The 23,775-nt window shown below is 62.7% G+C and carries 26 protein-coding genes and 1 pseudogene; 16 read left to right on the top strand and 11 right to left on the bottom strand.

What is annotated here, in order from left to right; genetic code table 11:
- Window positions 1–57: 57 nt before the first annotated feature.
- Window positions 58–1,971, top strand: a complete 1,914-nt coding sequence (dxs, locus tag NKJ84_RS02680) for a 1-deoxy-D-xylulose-5-phosphate synthase (protein WP_352476664.1) — start codon at window positions 58–60, stop codon at window positions 1,969–1,971.
- A 244-nt stretch (window positions 1,972–2,215) separates the two neighbouring features.
- On the opposite strand, the gene NKJ84_RS02675 is transcribed toward dxs, so the two are convergent.
- The gene (locus tag NKJ84_RS02675; RefSeq protein ID WP_352505221.1) at window positions 2,216–2,617 is read right to left on the bottom strand and encodes a GFA family protein; all 402 of its coding nucleotides are present in this window, start codon (window positions 2,615–2,617) and stop codon (window positions 2,216–2,218) included.
- A gap of 40 nt (window positions 2,618–2,657) precedes the next feature.
- Window positions 2,658–2,783, bottom strand: coding sequence for a hypothetical protein (locus NKJ84_RS02670; RefSeq protein ID WP_352505220.1), 126 nt, complete (start codon window positions 2,781–2,783; stop codon window positions 2,658–2,660).
- Between the two features lie 8 nt (window positions 2,784–2,791).
- Between NKJ84_RS02670 and NKJ84_RS02665 the strand changes: the two genes are divergently transcribed.
- The 3 genes and pseudogenes from NKJ84_RS02665 (at window position 2,792) to NKJ84_RS02655 (ending at window position 5,244) form a co-directional block, all read left to right on the top strand.
- Entirely contained in the window at window positions 2,792–3,571 is a 780-nt protein-coding gene (locus NKJ84_RS02665) for a TlyA family RNA methyltransferase (RefSeq protein ID WP_352505219.1), read from the top strand.
- Complete coding sequence (locus tag NKJ84_RS02660) at window positions 3,568–4,809, top strand: class I SAM-dependent RNA methyltransferase (RefSeq protein WP_352505218.1); 1,242 nt, start codon at window positions 3,568–3,570, stop codon at window positions 4,807–4,809. Before NKJ84_RS02665 ends, NKJ84_RS02660 begins: the two co-directional genes overlap by 4 nt.
- A gap of 98 nt (window positions 4,810–4,907) precedes the next feature.
- Window positions 4,908–5,244, top strand: a pseudogene (locus NKJ84_RS02655) (antitoxin Xre/MbcA/ParS toxin-binding domain-containing protein).
- A gap of 38 nt (window positions 5,245–5,282) precedes the next feature.
- Here NKJ84_RS02655 and NKJ84_RS02650 read toward each other — a convergent pair.
- The 5 genes from NKJ84_RS02650 to NKJ84_RS02630 form a co-directional block, all read right to left on the bottom strand.
- Window positions 5,283–5,672 (bottom strand): type II toxin-antitoxin system VapC family toxin, encoded by a 390-nt coding sequence (locus NKJ84_RS02650; protein ID WP_352505217.1) that lies wholly within the window; start codon window positions 5,670–5,672, stop codon window positions 5,283–5,285.
- Window positions 5,659–5,934 carry an AbrB/MazE/SpoVT family DNA-binding domain-containing protein gene (locus tag NKJ84_RS02645; RefSeq protein WP_254818449.1) on the bottom strand — a complete coding sequence of 92 codons (276 nt, stop codon included), beginning with the start codon at window positions 5,932–5,934 and terminating at the stop codon, window positions 5,659–5,661. Before NKJ84_RS02645 ends, NKJ84_RS02650 begins: the two co-directional genes overlap by 14 nt.
- Window positions 5,935–6,066: 132 nt before the next feature.
- A complete protein-coding gene (tldD, locus tag NKJ84_RS02640) occupies window positions 6,067–7,479 on the bottom strand; it encodes a metalloprotease TldD (protein WP_352505216.1) in 1,413 nt (470 codons plus the stop codon).
- A gap of 81 nt (window positions 7,480–7,560) precedes the next feature.
- Window positions 7,561–8,052, bottom strand: a complete 492-nt coding sequence (locus NKJ84_RS02635) for a GNAT family N-acetyltransferase (protein WP_352505215.1) — start codon at window positions 8,050–8,052, stop codon at window positions 7,561–7,563.
- A 9-nt stretch (window positions 8,053–8,061) separates the two neighbouring features.
- Window positions 8,062–8,586: an invasion associated locus B family protein gene (locus NKJ84_RS02630; protein WP_254818452.1), complete on the bottom strand. Its 525-nt coding sequence runs from the start codon at window positions 8,584–8,586 to the stop codon at window positions 8,062–8,064.
- A 371-nt stretch (window positions 8,587–8,957) separates the two neighbouring features.
- Between NKJ84_RS02630 and coxB the strand changes: the two genes are divergently transcribed.
- The 11 genes from coxB (at window position 8,958) to rnhA (ending at window position 18,072) form a co-directional block, all read left to right on the top strand.
- Window positions 8,958–9,836, top strand: coding sequence for a cytochrome c oxidase subunit II (gene coxB, locus NKJ84_RS02625; protein WP_254818655.1), 879 nt, complete (start codon window positions 8,958–8,960; stop codon window positions 9,834–9,836).
- 38 nt (window positions 9,837–9,874) lie between these two features.
- Window positions 9,875–11,527 (top strand): cytochrome c oxidase subunit I, encoded by a 1,653-nt coding sequence (gene ctaD / locus NKJ84_RS02620; RefSeq protein ID WP_352476671.1) that lies wholly within the window; start codon window positions 9,875–9,877, stop codon window positions 11,525–11,527.
- Between the two features lie 76 nt (window positions 11,528–11,603).
- Entirely contained in the window at window positions 11,604–12,548 is a 945-nt protein-coding gene (locus NKJ84_RS02615; protein ID WP_352505214.1) for a heme o synthase, read from the top strand.
- Window positions 12,545–12,712, top strand: coding sequence for a cytochrome c oxidase system small membrane protein (locus tag NKJ84_RS02610; RefSeq protein ID WP_502900450.1), 168 nt, complete (start codon window positions 12,545–12,547; stop codon window positions 12,710–12,712). Before NKJ84_RS02615 ends, NKJ84_RS02610 begins: the two co-directional genes overlap by 4 nt.
- 7 nt (window positions 12,713–12,719) lie before the next feature.
- A complete protein-coding gene (locus NKJ84_RS02605) occupies window positions 12,720–13,352 on the top strand; it encodes a cytochrome c oxidase assembly protein (protein WP_352476673.1) in 633 nt (210 codons plus the stop codon).
- Window position 13,353: 1 nt separating this feature from the next.
- Window positions 13,354–14,235, top strand: coding sequence for a cytochrome c oxidase subunit 3 (locus NKJ84_RS02600; protein WP_254818455.1), 882 nt, complete (start codon window positions 13,354–13,356; stop codon window positions 14,233–14,235).
- 82 nt (window positions 14,236–14,317) lie between these two features.
- Window positions 14,318–14,704 (top strand): DUF983 domain-containing protein, encoded by a 387-nt coding sequence (locus tag NKJ84_RS02595; protein ID WP_352505213.1) that lies wholly within the window; start codon window positions 14,318–14,320, stop codon window positions 14,702–14,704.
- On the top strand, window positions 14,701–15,456 hold the full coding sequence (locus tag NKJ84_RS02590) for an SURF1 family protein (RefSeq protein WP_352505212.1): 756 nt from the start codon (window positions 14,701–14,703) through the stop codon (window positions 15,454–15,456). Before NKJ84_RS02595 ends, NKJ84_RS02590 begins: the two co-directional genes overlap by 4 nt.
- Before the next feature lie 107 nt (window positions 15,457–15,563).
- Window positions 15,564–16,568, top strand: coding sequence for a 4-hydroxy-3-methylbut-2-enyl diphosphate reductase (gene ispH / locus NKJ84_RS02585; protein ID WP_254818458.1), 1,005 nt, complete (start codon window positions 15,564–15,566; stop codon window positions 16,566–16,568).
- A 5-nt stretch (window positions 16,569–16,573) separates the two neighbouring features.
- Window positions 16,574–17,536 (top strand): homoserine kinase, encoded by a 963-nt coding sequence (locus NKJ84_RS02580; RefSeq protein WP_352505211.1) that lies wholly within the window; start codon window positions 16,574–16,576, stop codon window positions 17,534–17,536.
- Window positions 17,533–18,072, top strand: coding sequence for a ribonuclease HI (gene rnhA / locus NKJ84_RS02575; protein WP_352505210.1), 540 nt, complete (start codon window positions 17,533–17,535; stop codon window positions 18,070–18,072). The genes NKJ84_RS02580 and rnhA overlap by 4 nt, the downstream gene beginning before the upstream one ends.
- A gap of 18 nt (window positions 18,073–18,090) precedes the next feature.
- On the opposite strand, the gene NKJ84_RS02570 is transcribed toward rnhA, so the two are convergent.
- The 3 genes from NKJ84_RS02570 to NKJ84_RS02560 all read right to left on the bottom strand — a co-directional run bounded on the left by NKJ84_RS02570 (window position 18,091) and on the right by NKJ84_RS02560 (window position 20,105).
- The gene (locus NKJ84_RS02570) at window positions 18,091–18,570 is read right to left on the bottom strand and encodes a DUF2938 domain-containing protein (protein ID WP_352505209.1); all 480 of its coding nucleotides are present in this window, start codon (window positions 18,568–18,570) and stop codon (window positions 18,091–18,093) included.
- A 146-nt stretch (window positions 18,571–18,716) separates the two neighbouring features.
- Entirely contained in the window at window positions 18,717–19,217 is a 501-nt protein-coding gene (locus NKJ84_RS02565; protein ID WP_292657494.1) for a peroxiredoxin, read from the bottom strand.
- Between the two features lie 81 nt (window positions 19,218–19,298).
- A complete protein-coding gene (locus NKJ84_RS02560) occupies window positions 19,299–20,105 on the bottom strand; it encodes a protein-disulfide reductase DsbD domain-containing protein (RefSeq protein ID WP_352505208.1) in 807 nt (268 codons plus the stop codon).
- Between the two features lie 147 nt (window positions 20,106–20,252).
- Here NKJ84_RS02560 and NKJ84_RS02555 point away from each other — a divergent pair, with 147 nt between their 5' ends.
- Window positions 20,253–20,861, top strand: coding sequence for a YqgE/AlgH family protein (locus NKJ84_RS02555; RefSeq protein ID WP_254818656.1), 609 nt, complete (start codon window positions 20,253–20,255; stop codon window positions 20,859–20,861).
- Window positions 20,862–20,886: 25 nt separating this feature from the next.
- Here the strand turns inward: NKJ84_RS02555 and NKJ84_RS02550 are convergent, their stop codons facing one another.
- Window positions 20,887–23,775, bottom strand: coding sequence for an EAL domain-containing protein (locus NKJ84_RS02550; protein WP_302895658.1), 2,889 nt, complete (start codon window positions 23,773–23,775; stop codon window positions 20,887–20,889).

Genomic DNA, 23,775 nt, shown 5'->3' with positions numbered 1-23,775 from the left:
TCGCCGGCCAGCGGCATATTTCACGATGAACAGAAAATCTGACCAGGCTCGCAAACAGTGAACGCAAAGCCCGATACGCCGCTTCTCGACAAGGTCCGCGTCCCAGCCGATTTGCGCACGCTTGCCGAAGCCGACCTGCCGCAGCTGGCGTCAGAGCTTCGCGCCGAACTGATCGACGTCGTTTCCCACACCGGCGGCCATCTCGGCGCCGGCCTCGGCGTGGTCGAACTGACTGTCGCGCTGCACTACGTCTTCAACACGCCGGACGACCGGCTGATCTGGGACGTCGGCCACCAGGCCTATCCGCACAAGATCCTGACCGGCCGCCGCGACCGCATCCGCACGCTGCGGCAGGAGGGCGGCCTGTCCGGCTTCACGCGTCGCGTCGAGAGCGAATACGATCCGTTTGGCGCAGCCCACTCCTCAACCTCGATTTCAGCCGGCCTCGGCATGGCGATGGCGCGCGATCTGTCCGATGGCCGCAACAATGTCATTGCCGTCATCGGCGACGGCGCCATGTCGGCCGGCATGGCCTACGAGGCGATGAACAATGCCGGCGCACTCGATGCCCGGCTGATCGTCATCTTGAACGACAACGACATGTCGATCGCCCCGCCGACCGGTGCGATGAGCGCCTATCTGGCGCGGCTCGCCTCAGGCAAGACCTATCTTGGGTTGCGCGATTTCGGCAAGAAGCTGACGTCCTATCTTGGCGAGCGCGCCGATCGCGCCATCAAGCGCGCGGTCGAGCACGCGCGCGGTTACGTCACCGGCGGCACGCTGTTCGAGGAGATGGGTTTCTACCACATCGGTCCGATCGACGGTCACAACCTCGAGCACCTGATCCCGGTGCTGAAGAACGTCCGCGACAATGCCGACGGCCCGGTGCTGATCCATGTCGTGACCCAGAAGGGCAAGGGCTACGCCCCGGCCGAGGCCGCGGCCGACAAATATCATGGCGTCAACAAATTCGACGTCATCACCGGCGCCCAGGCCAAGGCGCCCGCCAATGCGCCGAGCTATACGAAGGTGTTTGCCGAAAGTCTGATCCAGGAGGCCCGAGAGGACGACCGCATCGTCGCCATCACCGCCGCCATGCCGAACGGCACCGGGCTTGACCTGTTCGGCGAAGCGTTTCCGGCGAGGACCTTCGATGTCGGCATCGCCGAGCAGCATGCGGTTACCTTCGCCGCCGGCCTTGCCACGGAAGGCTTCAAGCCTTTCGCCGCGATCTACTCGACCTTTCTCCAGCGCGCCTACGACCAGGTCGTCCACGACGTGGCGATCCAGAAATTGCCGGTGCGCTTTCCGATCGACCGCGCCGGCTTCGTCGGCGCCGATGGTGCCACCCATTGCGGCGCCTTCGACACGACCTTCCTGGCGACGCTGCCCGGTTTCGTCGTCATGGCCGCGGCCGATGAGGCCGAGCTGCGCCACATGGTACGCACCGCTGCAAGCTTCGATGACGGCCCGATCGCCTTCCGCTACCCGCGCGGCAACGGCGTTGGCGTCGAGATGCCGCAACGAGGCTCGGTATTGGAGATCGGCAAGGGCCGGATCGTCAGGGAAGGCACCAAGGTTGCGCTGCTTTCCTTCGGCACCAGGCTGCAGGATTGCCTTGCCGCGGCCGAGGAGCTTGGCGCGGCCGGGCTTTCGACCACGGTCGCCGATGCCCGTTTTGCCAAGCCGCTCGACGAGGACCTGATCCGGCGGCTGGCCCGTTCGCACGAGATCCTGGTGACGGTGGAAGAGGGCGCGGTCGGCGGCTTCGCCAGCCATGTGCTGCAGTTCCTGGCCCATGAAGGGCTGCTGGAGAGCGGCTTGAAGGTGCGCCCGCTCGTGCTGCCCGACGCCTTCGTCGACCATGCCAAGCCGGAAAAGATGTATGCCGATGCCGGGCTGGACAGCGCCGGCATCGTGCGCACTGTGTTCGTGGCGTTGGGGCATACCGCGCAGGCCCAGCGCGCCTAGTTTTTAGACGCATGTCCCGCGACGCCGAAGCGATTCAACTTGGCTGCAAGATGCCGGTCTGAATCAAAATCTCAACTGCTTGAATCAAATTGCCGGCGAACAGTCGTAACGTGCTGTTTACGCTGCTGGTTTCCGGCCGCGCACGCAGGTGTCCGGCGACAGCAGCGACGGTCTGACGCCGGCCGTCGAACGGCGGGTTTCGCGGAAGATATTCTAAAGCATGATCCCGAAGAGACTCTAGAAACTAGAACCACATATCCCGCACGCAGCGACCATCTCTCGGCAAATCCTCGAATGTATCGAGACCATCGAAATGGTCGATCGGGAGATCGGCGACGGCCTCGGGCGGCGCAAGCCTCACATTGACGGCGATGCGGTAGCGCCCAGCCGCATCGGGACGCAAACCGCGCCAGGCCAGGACGCAAGCGCACGTTGGACAGAAGAGAATCTCAAGTGAAGGATGAGCCTTTCCGACGCGACTATAGGCGCTTACGGGCCCGGCAAGGCGGATGCGTTCGTCGATATAGTCGTAAGCCCAGAGCGTGCCGTAGCGGCGGCAAAGTGTGCAGTTGCAGGCAGTGACCGAACCGGGATCGCCCTCCAGGGTCCAGCGGGCGGCACCGCAGTGGCAGGTTCCCGTCAGCATTTCCTCCTCCGCGTTTCGACCACAAAACGGCATCTCGTTCTTAGCATTGCGTCGCGCCTGGCGCGAGGTTCGACTGGTAGCGGAGCGGCTTGATGCGTTCACCGCTTTTCCAGCCATGCCTTGTCTCATCGCCAATATCCTTGCCATCATCGTTGGCATTCGCCATGAAGGCCGATGACTTCCCTTCCGCCAGCCAGCATACGCCAGAGGCTCGACGAATTGCTCGTCCACCGCGGCCTGTTTGCCAGCCGCTCGCGTGCCCGCGATGCCGTGGCGCGCGGCACCGTGACGGTCGATGGCATCGTCGCCCGCAAGCCAAGCCAGGCCGTTCTGCCTGAGTGCAACATCGTCGTTGACGATCCGGCGCAAGGTTACGTGTCGCGCGCCGCACTGAAGCTGAAGGCTGGTCTCGACCATTTCGGCCTCGACCCCACCGGCAGCGAAGCCCTCGATGTCGGCGCCTCGACCGGCGGCTTCACGCAGGTGCTGCTCGAACGCGGCGCGGCGCATGTCACGGCGATCGATGTCGGGCACGGCCAGATGCACTCCGATGTTGCCGGCGATCCGCGCGTGACGGTAATTGAAGGCCTGAATGCGCGCGAACTGTCGGCAGCCGATCTCGGCGGCCGTGTGCCGGATTTCATCGTCTCGGACGTCAGCTTCATCTCGCTGAAACTGGCGCTGCCGCCGGCGCTTGCCTTGGCCGGGAACGGCGCAAAGGCTGTGTTTCTGGTCAAGCCGCAGTTCGAGGCCGGCCGCGAGGCGATCGGCAAGGGCGGCCTGTTGAAGGACCCCTATGATGCGGCGCGCATTGCCGGCCTGATGCAGGACTGGCTCGATGCCATTCCCGGCTGGCGCTCGCTGGGGCTGCATCTGTCGCCGATAGAAGGCGGCGACGGCAACCGCGAGTTCCTACTCGGCGGCATCAAGGACGTCGAGACCCAGAAGCGATGAGCACCCGTTTCACGATCGCAAGGTTGGGCTCGCAGGGCGACGGCATCGCCGAGACGGAAACCGGCGAGGTTTTCATTCCGTTCGCGCTGCCGGGAGAGGTCGTCACCGCCGCGCGGGAGAAAGATCGCGCCACCTTGATGTCGGTCCTTGAGGCTTCGCCGTTGCGGGTCGATCCGCCGTGCCGGCATTTCGGCGCATGCGGCGGCTGCGCCGTCCAGCATCTCGAGACTGAAGCCTACCACCGGTGGAAGCGCGAAAAGGTCGTGCATGCGCTGAAGAGCAAGGGCATCGCTTGCGATGTCGGCGCGCCGGTGCCGTGCGCGCCGCACACGCGCCGCCGCGTCGTCTTCACCGCCCGGCGGAGCGAGGCGGGAATGCAGTTCGGTTTCGTTCGCGCGCTGTCATCCGAGATCATTTCGATCGAGGAATGCCCCATCTCGCTGCCGCAGATCGTCGCTGCGCTCGACCGTTTGAGGATGCTTGCCGGACTGATCTGCGCCACGACCAAATCGTTCCACATGGCGGTGACGGTGACCGGTTCCGGCCTCGATGTCGCGGTTCACGATTCCGGCAAGCTCGGCGAGAACCAGCGCCGCGTCGCGTCCAACTTCGTCGTGGCCGAGGGGCTAGCCAGGCTGTCGATCGACGGCGAGATCATTATCGAACCAAAGAAACCGGTCGTCCTGTTTGATGGCGTCGCCGTCGCAGTGCCTCCGGGCGCTTTCCTGCAGGCAACCGAGGCTGCCGAACAGGCGATGGCCAACATTGTCGGCCAGCATTTCGCGCGCGCCAAAAAGGTCGCCGATCTCTTCGCCGGCTGCGGCAGCTTCGCGCTGCGCCTGGCCGCAAGATCGGAGGTTCACGCGGTGGAAGGCGATGCGGCAGCACTCGCGGCGCTCGACCGGGCATTCCGTTTCGCCAGCGGCCTGAAGCGGGTGACCGGCGAACGTCGCGACCTGTTCCGGAGGCCGCTCACATTCAAGGAGTTGAATGCCTTTGACGGCGTAGTCTTCGACCCGCCCCGCGCCGGCGCCGAGGACCAGTCGAAGCAGATCGCGCGCTCCGACGTGCCGCTGGTCGCCGCGGTGTCCTGCAATCCGGCAACGCTGGCGCGGGATCTTCGCATCCTCCTCGATGGCGGTTACGCCCTGAAGAGCGTAACCCCGATCGACCAGTTCCTGTGGTCGCCACATGTCGAGGCAGTGGCATTGCTGGAGAAGCCCAAGAGAAGGCGCTAGCAGCATTTATCGGGCGTGAAATGCGCACTAAAAAAGCGCATTTGAGCGTACGCCGGTCAAATATTCTAGGAAATTTATAATGGGCCAAAGCCTTTGATATTTCGGCATCGCGCTGCGGCGAGGAGCGGACGCCGTTTCTCTCGTCGAAGCGGATGGCTGAACTGCTCGGGAACTGGCGGGCCTGAGCGGCATCGCCCGCGACACGTTTGCCGCTAAGACCGGAGCGCGCAAGGTCGACGCCGCATTGAGCCCCATCATTCGTATTCTGGCGACGGCCGGCGAGATGACCGGCGATCAAGTGCGTGCAGCGATCTGGTTCAAACATCAGCCGATCCCGGCTGGGTGGGAAAGACCGCCTATGATCTGGTTCGCGAAGGCAAGACGGATAAGGTTCTCGCTTACCTGCAGGCCGCTCGTTCCGGTATCTATGCCTGAACGGTCGCCTTCATGCCAGGCTGGGTGGCCATAAACTGCTATGCTTCTTGCACGCCGTCATATCCAGCCGCCTGCGCTGCCGTGACGAACTTACGATCAAAAGTCGCGAAGCCAACGCAGTGAGCAGATTTGCCCAGATGCAGCGCATCAGCGAAATCCAATCCCCTTTCCGAGAGGTCGAGCGCGGACGACACGACCGTCCCGTCTTCCACCTCTACCGTAGGGAGCCCGCTAAACGCCCGTAGCGTGCGGGCGATTTCGAGCGGTGCCAAACCGTAGGCGCTGCGCAACACCCACTCGACCTCCAGCATTACCGTGACGGCGACAAAGACTGGCTGGCTATCGATCAACGCGCGGGCGCGGGAAGACTGAGTCGGGTGATCGTCCGTCAGGTAGCGGACGATCAGGTTGGTATCAATCGCGAGCATGGCGCCGCCGCGCTTCGGCGAGCACGCCCGCGTCCATTTCTTCCAACGTCTTCGGTCTGCCGCTATAGCGCAGCGATCCAAACACGTCCTCTGGCCGCGTCTCGGCGAAGACTGGCGCAGGCTTCAGTAGCACTCCCTCCGGGGTATCTTCGACCAGAAGGCGTGTGCCGGCGTCCCATTCTCTCCGTTTCCGGATCGAACTGGGCAGGATGACCTGTCCCTTGGTCGAGACGGTGGTCACGAGCTTTTCCGCGGCAGCCATGATGGCGCTCCTCTGGATGTAAGACGAACGTAAGATAAGTGAAGATCGCGCCCAATTCAAGGCTCGAATAGCTCAATGGGACGACAGGACGGACAGGGTGTTCGAAACAGCGATGCCGGACCGCCGGCCGCATCAAACCCTGGTGCCGCCGACCGTCATCTGGTTCATCCTGAGATGCGGCTGGCCGACGCCGACCGGCACGCCCTGTCCGGCCTTGCCGCACATGCCGATGCCGGTGTCGAGCGTCATGTCGTTACCGATCATCGCCACACGATGCATGGCATCCGGCCCGTTGCCGATCAGCATGGCGCCCTTGATCGGCTGCGTTACCTTGCCGTTCTCGATCATGTAGGCCTCGGTGCAACCGAACACGAACTTGCCCGAAGTGATGTCGACCTGGCCGCCGCCGAACGACACGGCATAGATGCCGTTCTTGACCGAGGCAATGATTTCCTCCGGCTCCATGTCGCCTGCGGTCATGTAGGTGTTGGTCATGCGCGGCATCGGCTCGTGTGCGTAACCTTGGCGCCGCCCGTTGCCGGTGGCTTTCATGCCCATCAGACGCGCGTTCTGGCGGTCCTGCATGTAACCGACCAGCTTGCCATCGTCGATCAACACGTTGTGGGCAGAAGGCGTGCCTTCATCGTCGACGGTCAGCGAACCACGCCGTTCGGGAATGGTGCCGTCGTCGACGACGGTGACGCCTTTCGCCGCCACCTGCTGGCCAAGCAGGCCGGCGAAGGCAGACGTCTTCTTGCGGTTGAAATCGCCTTCCAGCCCGTGGCCGACGGCCTCGTGCAGCATGACGCCCGGCCAGCCGCTCGACAGCACGATGTCGAAAGTGCCGGCAGGCGCGGGAACCGCTTCGAGATTGACCAGTGCTTGCCGCAGCGCCTCCTTGGCCGCATGCTTCCAGCTGTCCTCGATCAGGAACTCGCCAAAATCCTTGCGCCCGCCCATGCCGTAGGAGCCGCTCTCCTGGCGGTCACCGTCGCCGACCACCACCGACACGTTGATCCTGACCAGCGGGCGGATGTCGCGGACCATCTGGCCATCAGCGCGCACGATCTCGACATGCTGCCAAGAGGCGGCGAGCGACGCCGTCACCTGCCGGACGCGCGGGTCCTCCGATCGCAGCCAGGCATCGATTTCCTGAAGCAGCTTGGCCTTGGTCTCGAAGGAAGGCGAGGGGATAGGGTTTCCGTCACCGTAGAGATGGCGGTTGGTGCGGGCGGGAGCCGCAGCAAGCCTGCCGGAATAGCCGCTCTTCACCGTCGAAACCGCGTCGGCGGCGCGCAGCAGCGAGGCTTCGGAGAGATCACTGGAATGGGCGTAGCCGCTGGCCTCGCCGGCGACTGCGCGCAGGCCAAAACCCTGGTCGGTGTTGAAATTGGCGGTCTTCAGCTTGCCATTGTCGAACATCAGCGCTTCGCTTTCGCTGTATTCGAGAAACAGTTCACCGTCGTCGGCGCCGTTTATAGTCTCGGCGACGATCTGCTTGATGCGATCGTCGGAAATGTCGAATTGGCCGATCAGGCTGTTCATGGCGCTGGCCTCTTGAGAAGTGATTTACGGCATGTAGGCGCCTGGGCGCCGTTCGGCAACTTCACGGTGGAACACCACGACCTAAGTCAAGCGGCGTGCCATCATGATTTCGTCGATCTCCCTGCCTTCATGAAGAAAGCCGGCCGGTATGCAGCCTACTTCGTGAAAACCTTCTCGTTGATAGAATCGTATGGCCGCTGGATTTTCAGCACTTACAGCCAGCTCGACCTGCCTTATGCCCAATGCTCGGGCGTGATCGAGCAGCAGATTGAGCATCTTGACGGCGTATCCGCCGCCACGCTCGCTGCCGCGCAAATAGACCATGACGATCGTCGCGCGGTGCGCCATCTTGCTGGCCGGCTGGCGCATCAGGCCCATTATGCCGACAGGTTCCCCGCTCCGAAAGCTGACGACAACCAGGTTGTTCGTCAGGCGCCGCCGCCATTCCTCGTCGGGAAGTTGCTCCCATTCCGCTGCGCTGCTGGCGAAGGCTTCGGGCGCAGCGCGCAAAGCCTCCAGGCGAATTCGCCTGAATATCTCGAAGTCGTCCGCATCGAGCAGTTTCAGCGTCAACGTGCAGCCTCAAGGCAGGGCGGCAAAGCCGTCGGCGAAACCCTTGAGGTCGACGGGAATGCCGATGCCCTCCTCCGGCGTCTGGAAGACGATGAAGGTGGCGGACGTACCGGTCTTCAGCGTGTCGAGCAGCGGCTTTTCCAGGATGACCTCGGCGTAGCAGCCGTCCTGGAAACAGCGCACGAAATAGGCGCGGCCGATATCCTTGCCGTCGACATTGAGGCCGAGCCCGTTGGGCAACAGCACGCCGAGCGGCGCCAGCACGCGAAGGATTTCGGCCTTATTGTCGGCTGTACGCAGCACGACGACGGAAAGACCCATTTCCGGGCGGTCCTCGGCGACGACGTTCTGCATCATCACGCATTGTTCGGACGTAGCACCGGCCGGCGTATCGCAGATGATCGACCACGCCCCATGCGTCGACTTCACCGTGCCGCTTGGCTGCGCGGCATTGGCCAGGCCGGCGCCGGGCAAGGCTATTGCGGCGGCAACAAGGATGACCTTCGCCAAGGTTCTCGAAAGCCAAGGGTTCATGACGGCTCCATTGCGAATCACGGCACTTTAAGCCGCACTAAACCCAAGTAAAGGACGAGACCCCGGCGATCTGCCCCGACACAGGCGACAATGCGCTTTTCAGTGCCAATTTCGCCCTAATTGCGACGGTTCCGCGCGCCGCGCGGCTCATTCTACTCGGATGCCGCTCTGGTGATTCGCGGCGAGCCATCACCGCACGAAGCCAGCGCCGCGCTTGCGCGCAAAAATGCCGCACGGGTTCCGGCGCTCCTTTCTTGCGGAGGCAAATAGAGTATGGTTTGAACCAGCCTTGAATTGTCCGGGATTCCCGTCCCGGCATTGTTCGACATTCTTGCGGTCCGATCGCGAGGAACTGGGAGATAACGAGGGCGATGAGAAAATTCCTGGCAACCGCCAAAATCGTAGCTAGTGCCGCCGCCACGTTGTTTGCCGCTGCATCGGCTCGTGCAGCCCAGCCCCAGCCTTGGGAAACCAGTTTTCAGCCTGCGGCGACCGACATTATGAGGCAGATCGAGTGGTTCGGGAACTACTCGTTCGCGTTCATCATTGTGATCACCGCCTTGGTGCTTTTCCTGATCGCCTACTGCATTTTGCGGTTCCGGGCGAGCGTCAACCCGACCCCGTCGCGCACCAGCCACAACACGCTGATCGAGGTCATCTGGACTGTCGGTCCCGTCGTGATCCTGCTCTGTCTCGCCATTCCCTCGTTCCAGCTGCTGACCGCGCAGTACACGCCGCCGGAAGAAGCCAAGCTGACCGTCAAGGCGACCGGAAATCAGTGGAACTGGGACTACGAATACCAGGTCGACAATACGCTTTCCTTCAATTCCGCGATCCTTCAGGATGCCGACAGGGCTGCTGCCGGCAAGGAAGATCGCGCCGCGTATCCGCGCCTGCTCGCCGTCGACAATGAGATGGTGGTGCCGGTCAACACCATGACCCGGGTGCTGGTGACGGCGACCGACGTCATTCACGCGTTTGCCATGCCGTCCTTCGGCATCAAGACCGATGCGGTGCCGGGCCGCATCAACGAGGTGTGGTTCAAGGCCGACAAGGAAGGCCTCTATTATGGCCAGTGTTCCGAACTCTGCGGCAAGGACCACGCCTTCATGCCGATCGCTATTCGCGTCGTCTCCGATGCGCAATACAAGACCTGGCTGGCGGCAGCCAAGACCGACCTTCCCGGCGCCAACAAGGCGCTGATGGCCGAGGTCGATGGCACGAACAAGGTAGCGGCCGCCGGCAACTGATGCCGCGACCAGAAAAGATTCAGGGAACGGAGCCGATCATGGCAGACGCTGCAGTTCACGACGACCACGACCACAAGCCGTATCATGGCTGGGTCCGGTGGGTGTATTCGACCAACCACAAGGACATTGGCACGCTTTATCTGATCTTCGCGATCATGGCGGGCTGCATCGGTGGCGCCTTGTCGGTCGTCATGCGCATGGAATTGCAGGAGCCGGGCATCCAGATATTCACTGGCCTGGCGCAGATGGTCTACGGCATGAATGGTGACGCCGCTATCGACGGCGGCAAGAGCATGTACAATGCTTTCACCACGGCGCATGCGCTGATCATGATCTTCTTCATGGTGATGCCGGCGCTGATAGGCGGTTTTGCCAACTGGATGGTGCCGATCATGATCGGCGCGCCGGACATGGCCTTCCCGCGCATGAACAACGTCTCGTTCTGGCTGCTGCCGCCGGCTTTCATCCTGCTGATTATCTCCGCCTTCGTCCCGAGTGCGCCCGGCGCCTACGGCGTCGGCGGCGGCTGGACGCTTTATCCGCCGCTATCGACATCGGGCCAGCCCGGACCGGCCATGGACCTGGCGATCCTTTCAATCCACATCGCCGGCGCCTCCTCGATTCTTGGCGCCATCAACTTCATCACCACCATCTTCAACATGCGCGCGCCCGGCATGACCATGCACAAGATGCCGCTGTTCGCCTGGTCGGTGTTGATCACCGCCTTCCTGCTGCTTCTGTCGCTTCCAGTGTTGGCCGGCGGCATCACCATGCTGTTGACCGACCGCAATTTCGGCACCACCTTCTTCGCCCCGGACGGCGGCGGCGATCCGATCCTGTTCCAGCACCTGTTCTGGTTCTTCGGCCATCCGGAGGTCTACATTCTGATCCTCCCGGGTTTCGGCATCATCAGCCACATCATCTCGACCTTTTCGAGGAAGCCAGTGTTCGGTTATCTAGGCATGGCCTATGCGATGGTTGCCATCGGCGCAGTGGGCTTCATCGTCTGGGCCCACCACATGTACACGACGGGCCTGTCACTCGACACACAGCGCTATTTCGTCTTTGCCACCATGGTCATCGCGGTGCCGACGGGTGTGAAGATCTTCTCGTGGATCGCCACTATGTGGGGCGGGTCGATTTCGCTCAAGACGCCGATGCTGTGGGCGATCGGCTTCATCTTCCTGTTCACTGTTGGCGGCGTCACCGGCGTGCAGCTGGCCAATGCCGGCCTCGACCGCCCGCTGCACGACACCTATTTCGTGGTCGCGCACTTCCACTACGTGCTGTCGCTGGGCGCGGTCTTCGCCATCTTCGCCGGCTGGTACTACTGGTTCCCGAAAATGACCGGCTACATGTATTCGCCGGTGATCGCCAACACCCACTTCTGGGTCACTTTCGTCGGCGTCAACCTGGTTTTTTTCCCGCAGCACTTCCTCGGCCTTTCCGGTATGCCGCGTCGCTATATCGACTATCCGGATGCCTTCGCCGGCTGGAATATGGTGTCGTCCTACGGCTCGTACATCTCGGCTGTCGGCGTCGTCATTTTCCTGTTCGGCGTCTTCGAGGCGTTCCAGAAGAAGCGTGTCGCCGGCGCCAATCCTTGGGGCGAGGGTGCGACCACGCTGGAATGGCAGCTGCCTTCGCCGCCGCCGTTCCACCAGTGGGAACAGTTGCCGAAGATCAAGTAGGCGGTTGCCTCCTTTAATACGGAACCGCCGGCCGACCGGCGGTTTTGGCCAACGGAATGATGGACTTTAAGTACGCATGGCCCTTGCCGAAGACAGACTGATTGACGAGCCAGGCTTCCGCATGTCGGAAGCGACGGCGGGCGATTTCTTCGCCCTGCTGAAGCCGCGCGTCATGTCGCTGGTGGTGTTCACCGCGTTTGTCGGCATGGTCGCCGCTCCGGTGACCATCAATCCGCTGCTGGCGGTGATCGCGATCCTGGCTATTGCCATTGGTGCTGGCGCGTCCGGTGCGCTCAACATGTGGTACGACGCAGACATCGATGCGGTGATGACGCGCACCGCCGGCCGTCCCGTGCCGGCCGGCCGCATCCGGCCAGGCGAGGCATTGAGTTTCGGGCTGGTGCTTTCGGTTCTGTCGGTGATGACGCTCGGCGTGCTGGTCAACTGGTTGGCCGCATCGCTTCTGGCCTTCACCATCTTTTTCTATGCTGTCATCTATACGATGTGGCTGAAGCGCCGGACGCCGCAGAACATCGTCATCGGCGGTGCTGCCGGCGCCATTCCGCCGGTCATCGGCTGGGCGGCGGTAACCGGATCGGTCAGCCTCGAAAGCTTGGTGCTGTTCCTGATCATCTTCCTGTGGACGCCACCGCATTTCTGGGCGCTCGCGCTGTTCAAGTCGGAGGACTACGCCAAGGCAGGCATTCCGATGATGCCGAATGTCGCCGGCCATCCCGCGACCAGGCGCCAGACCTTTGCCTATGCGCTGGTCCTCGCGCCAGTTGGCGTGCTGCCATGGGTTCTTGGCTTCACCACGCCGGCCTATGGCATCGTTGCATTGCTGCTCGGCGCCGGCTTCGTCTGGTATGCGTGGAAGGTGCTGCAAATGGCCGATGACGACAGGGCGATGAAGCCGGCCAAGGCCTTGTTCGGCTATTCGCTGCTTTATCTCTTCGCTATCTTCGCCACCTACCTTGGCGATTGCGTCGTCGCGCGCGCGCTGACCATCGGCGGAGCATGAGCATGGCCGAAAAGCAGCTTGAACTGGTCACACTGACCGAACGTCAGCAGAAGGCGCGCCGCAATCGCTCGGCCGCAATCGGTTTGGCGCTGGCGGCGCTGGTCGTCATATTCTACGTCGCGACCATCGTGAAATTTGGCCACAGTTTCCCTGGCTCGATGTGAGCTGACGATGACCAGGCAAACAGTCACCGATCCTACGAAGAAGAATACGAACCGCGTCGTCGCTGCCGTCTGCATCGCGTTCTTCGGCGGCATGATCGGCATGGCCTACGCCGCGGTGCCGCTCTATGCGATGTTCTGCCAGGCGACAGGCTACGGCGGCACCGTCAAACGGGCGACCCAGCAATATGCCGATCGGGTGCTCGACCGCGACATCACCATCCGCTTTGATGCCAACACCGCCGGCGTTCCCTGGCAATTCCAGCCGGTCGACCGCTCGATCACCATCAAGATCGGCGAGACCGCCGAGGCGCATTTCAGCGCGACGAACAAATTCAGCCGGCCCATCACCGGACGCGCCACCTTCAACGTGCAGCCGGAACTGGCCGGACCTTACTTCAACAAGGTCGAGTGTTTCTGCTTCACCGACACGACGTTGAAGCCGGGCGAGACGCTGGACATGCCGGTCGTGTTCTATGTCGATCCCGACATCGTCAACGCGCCGGAATTGAAGGATTTGAGGACGATTACCCTGTCCTACACGATGTTCCCGGTCGACAAGACCAAGCCGGTCGCATCATCGGTGCCGGCCGACGGCCGCCGCAACAAGATTTCAGATACCGAAGCAAGCCTCGGGGGTTGATATGGCAGACGCACACGCAAAACCACAGCATGACTATCATCTCGTCGACCCGAGCCCGTGGCCTTTTCTGGGCTCCGTCGGGGCGCTGGTGACCGCGATCGGCGGCGTCTGTTACATGCAGTATCTCAAGGGCGGCGATTTCCCGATCTTCGGTTTCAACATTGCCAATCCGTGGCTGTTCTTCATCGGCCTTTTGATCGTCATCTACACGATGTTCGCCTGGTGGTCCGACACCATCAAGGAGGCGCATGAGGGTCGCCACACCCGCGTCGTGTCGCTGCATCTGCGCTACGGCATGATCATGTTCATTGCCTCCGAGGTGATGTTCTTCGTCGCCTGGTTTTGGGCCTTCTTCGACGCCAGCCTGTTTCCGGGCGAGGTCCATCAATACGCCCGCACCGCCTTCACCGGCGGCGTCTGGCCGCCCAAGGGCATCGAAGTTCTCGACCCCTTCCACCTGCCGCTCTACAACACCGTCATCCTGCTTCTGTCGGGCACCACGGTGACATGGGCGCATCACTCGCTCATCCACGGCGACCGCAAAGGCCTGATCAATGGCTTGGTGCTGACCGTCGGCCTCGGCATGCTGTTCACCATGGTGCAGGCCTACGAGTACATGCACGCGCCGTTCGGCTTCAGGGATTCGATCTACGGCGCCACCTTCTTCATGGCGACCGGCTTCCACGGCTTCCACGTCATCATCGGCACGATCTTCCTGTTGGTCTGCCTGATCCGCGCCATGAAGGGCGACTTCACGCCCAAGCAGCATTTCGGCTTCGAGGCCGCCGCCTGGTACTGGCACTTCGTCGACGTGGTGTGGCTGTTCCTGTTTGCCTCGATCTACGTCTGGGCATCGAACGGCGCGATGATCGAACCGCATTGAGATCGACCTGAGGAAATCGACAAGGCGGCTGCGGCGACGTGGCCGCCTTATCTTTTGCGGCAAATGCTCCTAGGATGATCCGATGAGCGACGACAAGGCGATCTGGCCACCAATCGATCCGATCCCGGCCGGCCTGCATGGCCGCTGCCCGCGCTGCGGCGAGGGCAAGCTGTTTTCTGGATTCCTCACGGTCGGCAATCGCTGCACCAATTGCGGCCTCGATTATTCCTTCGCCGATGCCGGCGACGGGCCGGCGGTGTTCGTTATCCTGATCATCGGCTTCATCGTCGTCGGCCTGGCGTTGTGGACGGAGGTGACGCTCAATCCGCCGCTCTGGCTGCATCTGCTGCTGTGGATTCCGCTGACGCTGGTGCTTTGCCTGGCGGCGCTCCGGCTGATCAAGGGCGTGCTGCTGACGCTGCAATACCGCAACAAGGCGGCCGAGGGCCGGCTGGACCGCGGCGAATGAGCGAGGCATCAGGTTTGGTGGCCGGCCGGTCGCGGCCCAAGCGCGCATTGGCACTCGGCCTGGGTATCATCGTGTTTTTGATCCTGCTGGCGCTCGGCACCTGGCAGGTTCAGCGCCTGCACTGGAAAGAGGGCCTTCTCCAGACGATAGACCAGCGCACGCATTCGGCGCCTGTGCCATTGGCCGAGGTCGAAAAGCGGTTTGCTGCCACCCGCGACGTGGACTACACGCCGGTAACGGTGACCGGCACTTTCCTGCATCAAGGCGAGCGGCATTTCCTCGCCACCTGGGAAGGCCAGTCCGGTTTCGATGTCTTCACGCCGCTGCAACTCGACGATGGCCGTTTCGTACTGATCAACCGCGGCTTCGTGCCTTACGATTTCAAGGACCCAGCCAAGCGGCCGCAGGGGCAGGTAACGGGCGAAGTGACGGTGACGGGGCTCGCCCGCAACCCGCTGCCGGCCAGGCCCTCGATGATGCTTCCCGACAATGATCCGCAGAAGAACATCTTCTACTGGAAGGATCGTGATGCGATGGCCTCGAGCGCCGGCCTGCCGGCAGGTGCGGCGCTGGTGCCGATCTTCATCGATGCGAACGCCACGCCCAACCCCGGCGGGCTGCCGGTCGGCGGCGTCACCGTCATCGACCTGCCGAACAGCCATCTGCAATATGCGATAACCTGGTACGGCCTTGCCGCCGCCCTTGCCGGTGTCCTTATCTCCTGGCTCCGCCGCCCGGCGAAAGACCAATGATCGCCGCCACTACCCTTGACAGGGCAGGGCCGCGCACCTCATTTCGCGCCTAGAGCTCAGAAGTCACAGTCCGATCAACCGGCCTACAATCAGCGTAAGATGCAATCATGCTTCACACAAAGCCACCGCTGACCATCCGGCTTTGCCAGCCGCGCGGTTTCTGTGCCGGCGTCGACCGTGCCATCCAGATCGTCGTGCTGGCGCTGAAGAAATACGGCGCGCCGGTCTATGTCCGCCACGAGATCGTGCACAACCGCTACGTCGTCGAAGGGCTGCAAAGCCTCGGCGCGGTGTTCATCGAGGAGCTCTCCGAAATCCCGCCCGAGCATCGCCAGAGCCCGGTCGTCTTTTCGGCGCATGGCGTGCCGAAATCGGTGCCGGCCGACGCCCAGTCGCGCAACCTCTTCTATCTCGACGCGACTTGCCCGCTGGTTTCGAAAGTCCACAAGCAGGCAATGCGCCATCAGCGGCTTGGCCGCCACGTGCTTTTGATCGGCCATGCCGGGCATCCCGAGGTGATCGGCACAATGGGCCAGTTGCCGGATGGCGCGGTCACTCTGATCGAGACCGAAGCCGACGCCGCAAGCTTCGTGCCTGCAGACCCGCAGGCGCTCGGCTTCGTGACCCAGACGACGCTGTCGGTCGAGGACACCGCCGGTATCATTCGCGCCCTGCAGCAGCGTTTTCCCGAGCTGCACGCGCCGGCGGCGGAATCGATCTGTTATGCCACCACCAATCGCCAGGAAGCGGTCAAGGAAACAGCGGCCGGCGCCGATCTCTTCCTCGTTGTCGGCGCACCTAACTCCTCCAACTCGCGGCGCCTGGTCGAAGTGGCCGAGCGCGCCGGCGCCTCGATGTCGCTTCTCGTGCAGCGCGCCTCCGAAATTCCGTGGAATGAGATTGCCGGCATTTCGACGCTCGGCCTGTCGGCGGGCGCCTCGGCGCCGGAGATCATCGTCGACGAGATCGTCGATGCGTTCAGGCAGCGCTTCGACGTGACCATCGAGCTGGCCGTAACGGCGACGGAGACGGAGGACTTTCCGGTGATGCGGGTGTTGCGCGATGTCGAACTGACGGCCGCCGACATGGCCTTCGTCAACGGGGCCGCGTAACAACGATGGCGGTCTACACCGACGTCAACGAGGGCGAGCTCGGCGCATTCCTCAGGAACTATCCGGTCGGCGACCTCCTGTCCTACAAGGGCATCGCCGAAGGCACCGAAAACTCGAATTTTCTGCTGCACACCAGCAGCGGCTCCTACATCCTGACGCTTTACGAGAAGCGCGTCGACAAGGCTGACCTGCCGTTCTTTCTCGGCCTCATGGCCCATCTCGCCAGAAAGGGCATTTCTTGTCCGCTCCCGGTCACCGCACATGATGGCAGTGTGATCGGAACACTTGCTGGTCGGCCGGCGGTCATCATCACCTTTCTCGAAGGCCTGTCGCTGCGGCGGCCGACGGCTGCGCATTGCGGCGAGGTCGGCAAGGCACTGGCGGCACTGCATCTGGCCGGCGCGGATTTTCCGATGACCCGCCTCAACGCCCTTGCCATCGATGGCTGGCGCAAGCTGTGGAATGCCGCCCGCGCCCGCGCCGACGAGGTCGAGCCGGGACTGGCGGCCGAGGTCGATGCCGATTTCGCCGATTTCGAGCGGAACTGGCCGAGCGGTCTGCCGCAAGGCATCATCCATGCCGATCTTTTCCCGGACAATGTGTTCTTCCTCGGCGAGAAACTGTCCGGGCTGATCGACTTCTATTTCGCTTGCAACGACCTCTACGCCTATGACGTTGCCACGTGCCTGAACGCCTGGTGCTTCGAGAAGGATTTTTCCTTCAATCTGACCAAGGGCACGGCGCTGCTTGCCGGCTACCAAAGCGTGCGGCCGTTGAGCAGTGACGAGAAAGCTGCGCTGCCGATGCTGGCGCGCGGCTCGGCGCTGCGCTTCATGCTGACCCGGCTCTACGACTGGCTGACGGTTCCGGATGGCGGCATGGTAATGAAACGCGACCCGACCGAGTATATCCGCCGGATGCGCTTCCACCGGGCGATCCACTCTCCTTCCGAATATGGACTGACATGACCAAGCGCGTTGAAATCTTCACCGATGGTGCCTGTTCGGGCAATCCCGGGCCTGGCGGCTGGGGCGCAATCCTGCGCTTCAACCGCGCCATCAAGGAGCTCCATGGTGGCGAGGCTCTGACCACCAACAACCGCATGGAGTTGTTGGCGGCGATCTCGGCGCTCAACGCGCTCAAGGAGCCTTGCGTCGTCGACCTTTATACCGACAGCAACTACGTCAAGGACGGCATTTTCGGTTGGATCGATGGCTGGAAGCGCAACGGCTGGAAGACCGCCGCCCGGCAGCCGGTGAAGAATGCCGAGCTGTGGCAGCAGCTCGACGCGGCGCGCAACCGCCATCAGGTCACCTGGCATTGGGTCAAGGGCCATGCCGGCCATCCTGAGAACGAGCGCGCCGACGAATTGGCGCGGCTCGGCATGGCGCCATTCAAGACGAAGTCGGCGAAACCCGTGCTCGCGTCCGTGCCGCCGAAGGAAGGCACCCGGTCCAGGCAATCGGCGGCCAAGAAGGTTCGGCGCTCGACCCAGAGTTATTGATCCGGTTGAACTGGCGTGTCAGCGGATCAGGAGGGCGGTGCCGAACAGTCCGATGGCAAACACCGTATGCGACACAAGATTGAGGGCGCGGACCTGCATCGGATTGGGCCGCTTCGAAGCGGCCCAGCCAGCACCCATGCCGGGCGCCAGCAGAAACCACCCGGCGCCGACGGTGACGATGCCGAGGATAAAGGCCGGCAGGAAGGTCGGCGCGGTGAGCCAGGCCGTCCCGGCCAGCACGACCAGTATGATGCCGTAGACGATACCGACAGCATAATGAAAGGCCCAGCCAAGTACTGATTCATGTGGGTAGGGCGAGGCCTCGCCAATGTCATCATGGAAGACCTTGCCTTCCCTGAGATGCCAGACCCAGCGGCCGACCAGCCCCCAGTTCGGGCGCGGTTGGGCAAAGGCCTTGTTCAGGAAAATCGCCCAGAAATCCATAAGCGCGGTTGCGCCGATGCCGATCGCGACGCTGCGCCACAAGATGTCAGACATAATCGAGATCCCCAAAAGCAACCAGTCCCGAAAGGCCGACACATGGCCCCGAAACCGGGTCGGCTTTCGGAAGGATCATGCGCCGATGCAAAAGTCAGCGTCCTTTGGACGTTGAGCGCTAGAAGGCGCCCTTTGCCGTGCCTGGCCTAGGCTGTCGCCAGGACGGAAAGCTGTCCGAGAATGTGAGCCGCACCGGACTCGTCGACGCCGGGCTTTGTCTCGACATTGAGTGCGGTGACCTTGCCGTCATCGACGATCATCGAAAAACGCTTCGAGCGCAGCCCCATACCGCCGCTGGAGAGGTCGGCGTCGAGGCCGACCGATTTGGCGAAATCGCCATTGCCGTCGGCAAGATAAAGGATTTTGCCTTCACCGCCGCTGAAGCGGGCCCAAGCCCCCATGACGTGAACATCGTTGACCGAGACAACGGCGATAGTGTCGACGCCGCGCGCCAGGATGGCGTCATAATTGTCCAGGTAGCCGGGCAGATGATTGTTGCTGCAGGTCGGCGTGAAAGCGCCTGGAACACCAAACAGCACGACCGTCTTTCCTGAGAATATCTCGCCCGTCGTGATCGGCTTTGCACCGTCGGCGGTCATTGTCTTGAAGGTCGCATCGGGCAGTTTGTCGCCAACGGAGATCGTCATGATGGTCCTCGTTTGGAATGGAAGGGAGTGTCCTTGCGATAGCGAATTAAGGCGCGCCCGGCAACAGTCCAGACGTTGGCATCACGGGAATGGCAACAGGCCTTCGACCGCGCCTGCGGCACTTGTCAGTGTGTAGTGCAGGCCGCCATCGGTTGGCGTTGTCGACGGCCTGTCGAGGATCGGCACAGTAAAGATCAGCTTGCCATCCTTTTCGCTGCGTGCCGGGGCACCGAACATGTAGTCGCGTTCGCCGGCAACGAAGAAGTCGGCGCCCTCGGGGCTGCCCGGAAAGCTCGCTTCGACAATCAGCGTTTCGTGGTCGCCCGGCAGTACGTTTATGCCGAAATCGGGCGTTGCCGTGGCGGGCAGGGTGGCAAGGCCTGCCTTGACCAGTGCCGCATCCTCGGCGTTGTCCGGATCGGCGCCGGGATCGACGGTCAGCCTTGTTTGCACCGGGATGCAGATGGTTTCGCAGATGCCGAGGAAAATGTCCGCATCGATGACGGCCGGCTGGCCGGGCGTGGCAAGCGTGAACGTCACCGGCAACGAAACCGGGTGGTCGTAGCCGGCCCATTTGCCATAGCCGTCGTCATGGCGCTGCGGCGGCGGAAACAAAAGCGTCGCGTCGGCAATGTTGGTGCTGGCCGAGACGTCGATCTGTGGTGGCACGCCCGCATCGCCCGGATCGCGCCAATAGGTTTTCCAGCCGGGCTTCAGCGCAATGTCGAGGACGCCCTGGAGACGTCCGGCCTCGTCGGCTTTGCCGCTCGTCACCAGCCTCACCCTGCCGCCTTCGCTGTTGTACCAGGCCGACGAGGAGGCTGAGGCTGGGAGGCCGGTCGCCGATCCAATGGCCACACCAAGCAGCAGGATTTTCAAGCTTTGCATGACGGTGATTTGATCGTCCGTTGATGGCCGCACAATGATTTCATGACGCGGCCGGCATCATATTTGCGTGACCTTCGATTTACGAGCCTGATCAAATCGAGCGCCGCCCATCTTTTCGAGGCTTCGGAAACGCGTTACGCTGTGGCCATGGATTTGTTGCGCCATAAAAGGACGGCCACAGGCCCCGGCTTTCTCGACGACCAGTTCCTGATCGCCATGCCCGGCATGAAGGACGACCGCTTCACGCGCTCTGTCATCTACATTTGCGCGCACAGCGACGAAGGTGCGATGGGGCTGATCATCAACCAGACGCAGCAGATGCTGTTTCCGGACCTGCTCGTGCAACTTGGCATCATGAATGAGATGGAGGCGATCCGTCTGCCGGCGCCGGCGCGCGACTTTGTCGTGCGCAATGGCGGACCGGTGGATCGCAGCCGCGGCTTCGTCCTGCATTCGGGCGACTACCGGGTGGAATCCTCGCTCGCCGTGTCCGACGACGTCTGCCTGACCGCGACCGTCGACATTTTGCGCGCCATCTCCTCCGGCCGCGGACCCCGGCGGGCGCTGATGGCTCTCGGCTATGCCGGCTGGGGTGCGGGCCAGCTTGAAAACGAGATCGCCGAGAATGGATGGCTGACTTGCCCGGCAAGTGCCGAGCTTCTGTTCGACGCCGACATCGACCGCAAATACGACCGGATCCTTGCCTCGATCGGCATCGATCTCGCGCATCTCAGCCTGGCTGCCGGTCACGCCTGAGCCCTCATCACGTCCCAGAAACTTGTCACGCTTGAGTGAGCGGATACTGTTCCTTCAGCGTCTTCAGCACCTGGTCGCCGGGCATCGGCGCGCCGAACATGAAGCTCTGCACGTATTCGCAGCCCATCTGCCGTAGCTCCAGCGCATCGCTTTCGTCCGAAATCCCTTCGGCAACGACCGACAGGCCGAGCTCATGCGCCATGTTGACCATCGATTTGAGCAGCACCGCGCGTTTCGGCGTCGCGTCGTCGACGAAGCTCTTGTCGATCTTGATGGTGTCGAAAGGAAAGCGCGTCAGATAGGCCAGCGATGAATAGCCGGTGCCGAAATCGTCCAACGACAGGCCGATGCCAAGCTGCTTCAGCTTGGTCAGCACATGGGCGGTCTGCTCGGGATTGTCCATCACCAGCGATTCGGTGAGTTCGAGCCGGAAGCAGCGCGGTTTCAGGTTGGCTCGCGCGATCACCGAGCGGACGTCGCTGACCAGGTCGCGGCGGATGAGCTGACGGCTGGACAGATTGACCGAGACCGACAGCGGCGCATCGCCGATCTGCTTTTGCCATCCGGCCAGGTCTTCGGCAGCCTGCTGCATGGCGAACAGCCCAAGCTGCACGATCAGGCCGCAGTTTTCGGCAACCGGAATGAAATCCGCGGGCGGGATCATGCCGCGCCGCGGATGGTCCCAGCGCAGCAACGCTTCGAAGCCGGCAACGCTGCCGTCCTCGAGCCGCACGATCGGCTGATAGGCAAGCGTGAATTCACGTCGCTCGATGGCGCGGCGCAGGTCGGACTCGAACTGCAGCCGGTCGGTGCCGACCGTGCGGAAGGCGGGCCGGAACGGCTCGATCCTGTCGCCGCCGAAGCGCTTGGCCTGATGCATGGCAAGCTCGGCATCCTTGACCATGTCCTCGGCCGAGGTCTGCGTGGACGTCCAGGTGATCAGCCCGATCGAGGCGGTCAGCACGATCTCGCGCTTGGCGAAGGTGATCGGGTTGTTGATGGCGTGCTTGATGGCATCGGCGATGGCCGCGATGCGAGCCGGATCCTGCTCCGACAAAAGCATCAGCGCGAACTGGTCGCCGGCAAAGCGCGACAGCGAATCCTTCGGCTTGAGCAGCCGGTGCAGCCGCCGCGCTATGGTCAAAAGGATGGTATCGCCGGCCGAGATGCCGAGCCCGTCATTGACCTGCTTGAAGCGATCGATGTCGATGACGAAGACGGTCGGGCGCACCTTCTCTTCGGTGCGGGCGATCGAAATGATCGCCTCCAGCCGGTTCATGAACAGCTCGCGGTTGGGCAAGCCGGTCAGATTGTCGTGCACGGCGTCGTGCAGCAGCCGTTCCTCGGACTTCTTCTGCTCCGTCACATCGACCATGGTGCCGACGCAGCGGATGACCTCGCCGTCCGAGCCGATCACCGGCCGGGCGCGCAGCGCAAACCAGTGATAGTGCCCATCGGCGCCGCGCAGGCGGAAGTTTTGCGACACCCGGCCACGCCGGTGCTCGAGCACCACGTCGAGCGTCGTGCGAAACGTGTCGCGGTCGTCGGCATGCAGCACCGGCAGCCAGTTGCGGGCGGGACCGCCGAGACTGTTGGGAGCAAGGCCGAGCTGAATGCTGACGTCGGGACGAGTGACGACCCGGTCGCGCAGCACGTCCCAGTCCCACACAGTATCGCCCGATCCGGCAACCGCCAGCGCCTGCCGCTCGAGATCGGAGAACAGGCCCTGATGCAGGGCGCCGCCAGCAAAAGCGTGCTGCATCACCGTGAAGCCGATCAGCAGGATGATGAGGATCAGCCCGCCGCCCAGCGCCGGCTGGGCGATATCGTTGTCCAGCATGCCGGTGATCGCCATCCACGATCCGCATAGCCACAGCAGAACCATCACCCAACTGGGCACGAGCATGATGGCGCGGTCGTAACCGCGGATACCGAGGAAGATGATCAGGCCGAGCCCGGTCAGTGCGGTGGCGGCGAAGGACAGCCTGGCAATGCCGGCGGCAACCGCCGGATCGATGATGGCGACGCCGGCGATCAGCACCAGCCCGAGAATCCAGACCAGCGCGCCGTAGCTGAAATGGCCGTGCCACCGGTTGAGGTTGAGATAGGCAAACAGGAACACCACGAAGGTCGCCGCAAGCGCCACCTCCGTTCCGGCGCGCCACATCTGCTCGTTGCCCGGGGATATTTCTATGATCTTGTTAAGAAAGCCGAAATCGACGCAGATATACGCAAGCACCGCCCAGGCAAGGGCCGCCGTCGCCGGAAACATCGAGGTCCCCTTGACGACGAAAAGAATGGTCAGGAACAGCGCCAGCAGGCCGGCGATGCCGATGACGATGCCACGAAACAGCGTGTAGGAATTGACCGAGTCCTTGTAGGATTCAGGATCCCACAGATAGACCTGCGGCAGCTTGGGCGAGGCGAGCTCGGCGATGAAGGTGATCACCGTTCCGGGGTTCAACGTCACCCGGAACACGTCGGCGTCGGGGCTGGTCTGGCGGTCGAGCGCAAAGCCTTCGCTGGGCGTGATCGCAGCGATACGGGTCGAGCCGAGATCCGGCCAAAACAGGCCGGAATTCACCAGCCGGAAATGCGGTGCTACAATCAGCCTGTCGAGCTGCTGGTCGGTGGTGTTAGCGAGCGCGAACACCGCCCAGTCGCCGGTCGAGCGCGCGTCATTGGCCTCGACCTCGATGCGCCGTACGATGCCGTCCGGGCCGGGTGCCGTCGAGACCTGGAAATTCTCGCCTTGGTTGCGGTAGATTGCGACGGCGCCCGAAAGGTCGAGCGCCACGTCGTCGCGGGCGATCTTGATCGGTTCGACCGCAAACGCCGACGATGCCGCGCAGAGCGTGACGATTGCAGCCAGCATAAAGGCAAGCAGCGACCCGTTGCGCAGAAAATTCGTCAA

The sequence above is a fragment of the Mesorhizobium sp. M0048 genome (assembly GCF_040323405.1).
Taxonomy (GTDB): Bacteria; Pseudomonadota; Alphaproteobacteria; order Rhizobiales; family Rhizobiaceae; genus Mesorhizobium.
The sequence above is the reverse complement of the archived record's forward strand: the minus strand, read 5'-3'. Positions and strand labels throughout refer to the sequence as shown.

Bases quoted from the DNA above. Each gene is read 5' to 3' on its own strand.
- NKJ84_RS02675 (WP_352505221.1), bottom strand. From the start codon at position 2,617: ATGCTGACGGGAACCTGCCACTGCGGTGCCGCCCGCTGGACCCTGGAG.
- NKJ84_RS02670 (WP_352505220.1), bottom strand. From the start codon at position 2,783: ATGGCGAATGCCAACGATGATGGCAAGGATATTGGCGATGAGACAAGG.
- NKJ84_RS02665 (WP_352505219.1), top strand. From the start codon at position 2,792: ATGACTTCCCTTCCGCCAGCCAGCATACGCCAGAGGCTCGACGAATTG.
- NKJ84_RS02660 (WP_352505218.1), top strand. From the start codon at position 3,568: ATGAGCACCCGTTTCACGATCGCAAGGTTGGGCTCGCAGGGCGACGGC.
- NKJ84_RS02650 (WP_352505217.1), bottom strand. From the start codon at position 5,672: ATGCTCGCGATTGATACCAACCTGATCGTCCGCTACCTGACGGACGAT.
- NKJ84_RS02645 (WP_254818449.1), bottom strand. From the start codon at position 5,934: ATGGCTGCCGCGGAAAAGCTCGTGACCACCGTCTCGACCAAGGGACAG.
- tldD (WP_352505216.1), bottom strand. From the start codon at position 7,479: ATGAACAGCCTGATCGGCCAATTCGACATTTCCGACGATCGCATCAAG.
- NKJ84_RS02630 (WP_254818452.1), bottom strand. From the start codon at position 8,586: ATGAACCCTTGGCTTTCGAGAACCTTGGCGAAGGTCATCCTTGTTGCC.
- coxB (WP_254818655.1), top strand. From the start codon at position 8,958: ATGAGAAAATTCCTGGCAACCGCCAAAATCGTAGCTAGTGCCGCCGCC.
- ctaD (WP_352476671.1), top strand. From the start codon at position 9,875: ATGGCAGACGCTGCAGTTCACGACGACCACGACCACAAGCCGTATCAT.
- NKJ84_RS02615 (WP_352505214.1), top strand. From the start codon at position 11,604: ATGGCCCTTGCCGAAGACAGACTGATTGACGAGCCAGGCTTCCGCATG.
- NKJ84_RS02610 (WP_502900450.1), top strand. From the start codon at position 12,545: ATGAGCATGGCCGAAAAGCAGCTTGAACTGGTCACACTGACCGAACGT.
- NKJ84_RS02605 (WP_352476673.1), top strand. From the start codon at position 12,720: ATGACCAGGCAAACAGTCACCGATCCTACGAAGAAGAATACGAACCGC.
- NKJ84_RS02600 (WP_254818455.1), top strand. From the start codon at position 13,354: ATGGCAGACGCACACGCAAAACCACAGCATGACTATCATCTCGTCGAC.
- NKJ84_RS02595 (WP_352505213.1), top strand. From the start codon at position 14,318: ATGAGCGACGACAAGGCGATCTGGCCACCAATCGATCCGATCCCGGCC.
- NKJ84_RS02590 (WP_352505212.1), top strand. From the start codon at position 14,701: ATGAGCGAGGCATCAGGTTTGGTGGCCGGCCGGTCGCGGCCCAAGCGC.
- ispH (WP_254818458.1), top strand. From the start codon at position 15,564: ATGCTTCACACAAAGCCACCGCTGACCATCCGGCTTTGCCAGCCGCGC.
- NKJ84_RS02580 (WP_352505211.1), top strand. From the start codon at position 16,574: ATGGCGGTCTACACCGACGTCAACGAGGGCGAGCTCGGCGCATTCCTC.
- rnhA (WP_352505210.1), top strand. From the start codon at position 17,533: ATGACCAAGCGCGTTGAAATCTTCACCGATGGTGCCTGTTCGGGCAAT.
- NKJ84_RS02570 (WP_352505209.1), bottom strand. From the start codon at position 18,570: ATGTCTGACATCTTGTGGCGCAGCGTCGCGATCGGCATCGGCGCAACC.
- NKJ84_RS02565 (WP_292657494.1), bottom strand. From the start codon at position 19,217: ATGACGATCTCCGTTGGCGACAAACTGCCCGATGCGACCTTCAAGACA.
- NKJ84_RS02560 (WP_352505208.1), bottom strand. From the start codon at position 20,105: ATGCAAAGCTTGAAAATCCTGCTGCTTGGTGTGGCCATTGGATCGGCG.
- NKJ84_RS02555 (WP_254818656.1), top strand. From the start codon at position 20,253: ATGGATTTGTTGCGCCATAAAAGGACGGCCACAGGCCCCGGCTTTCTC.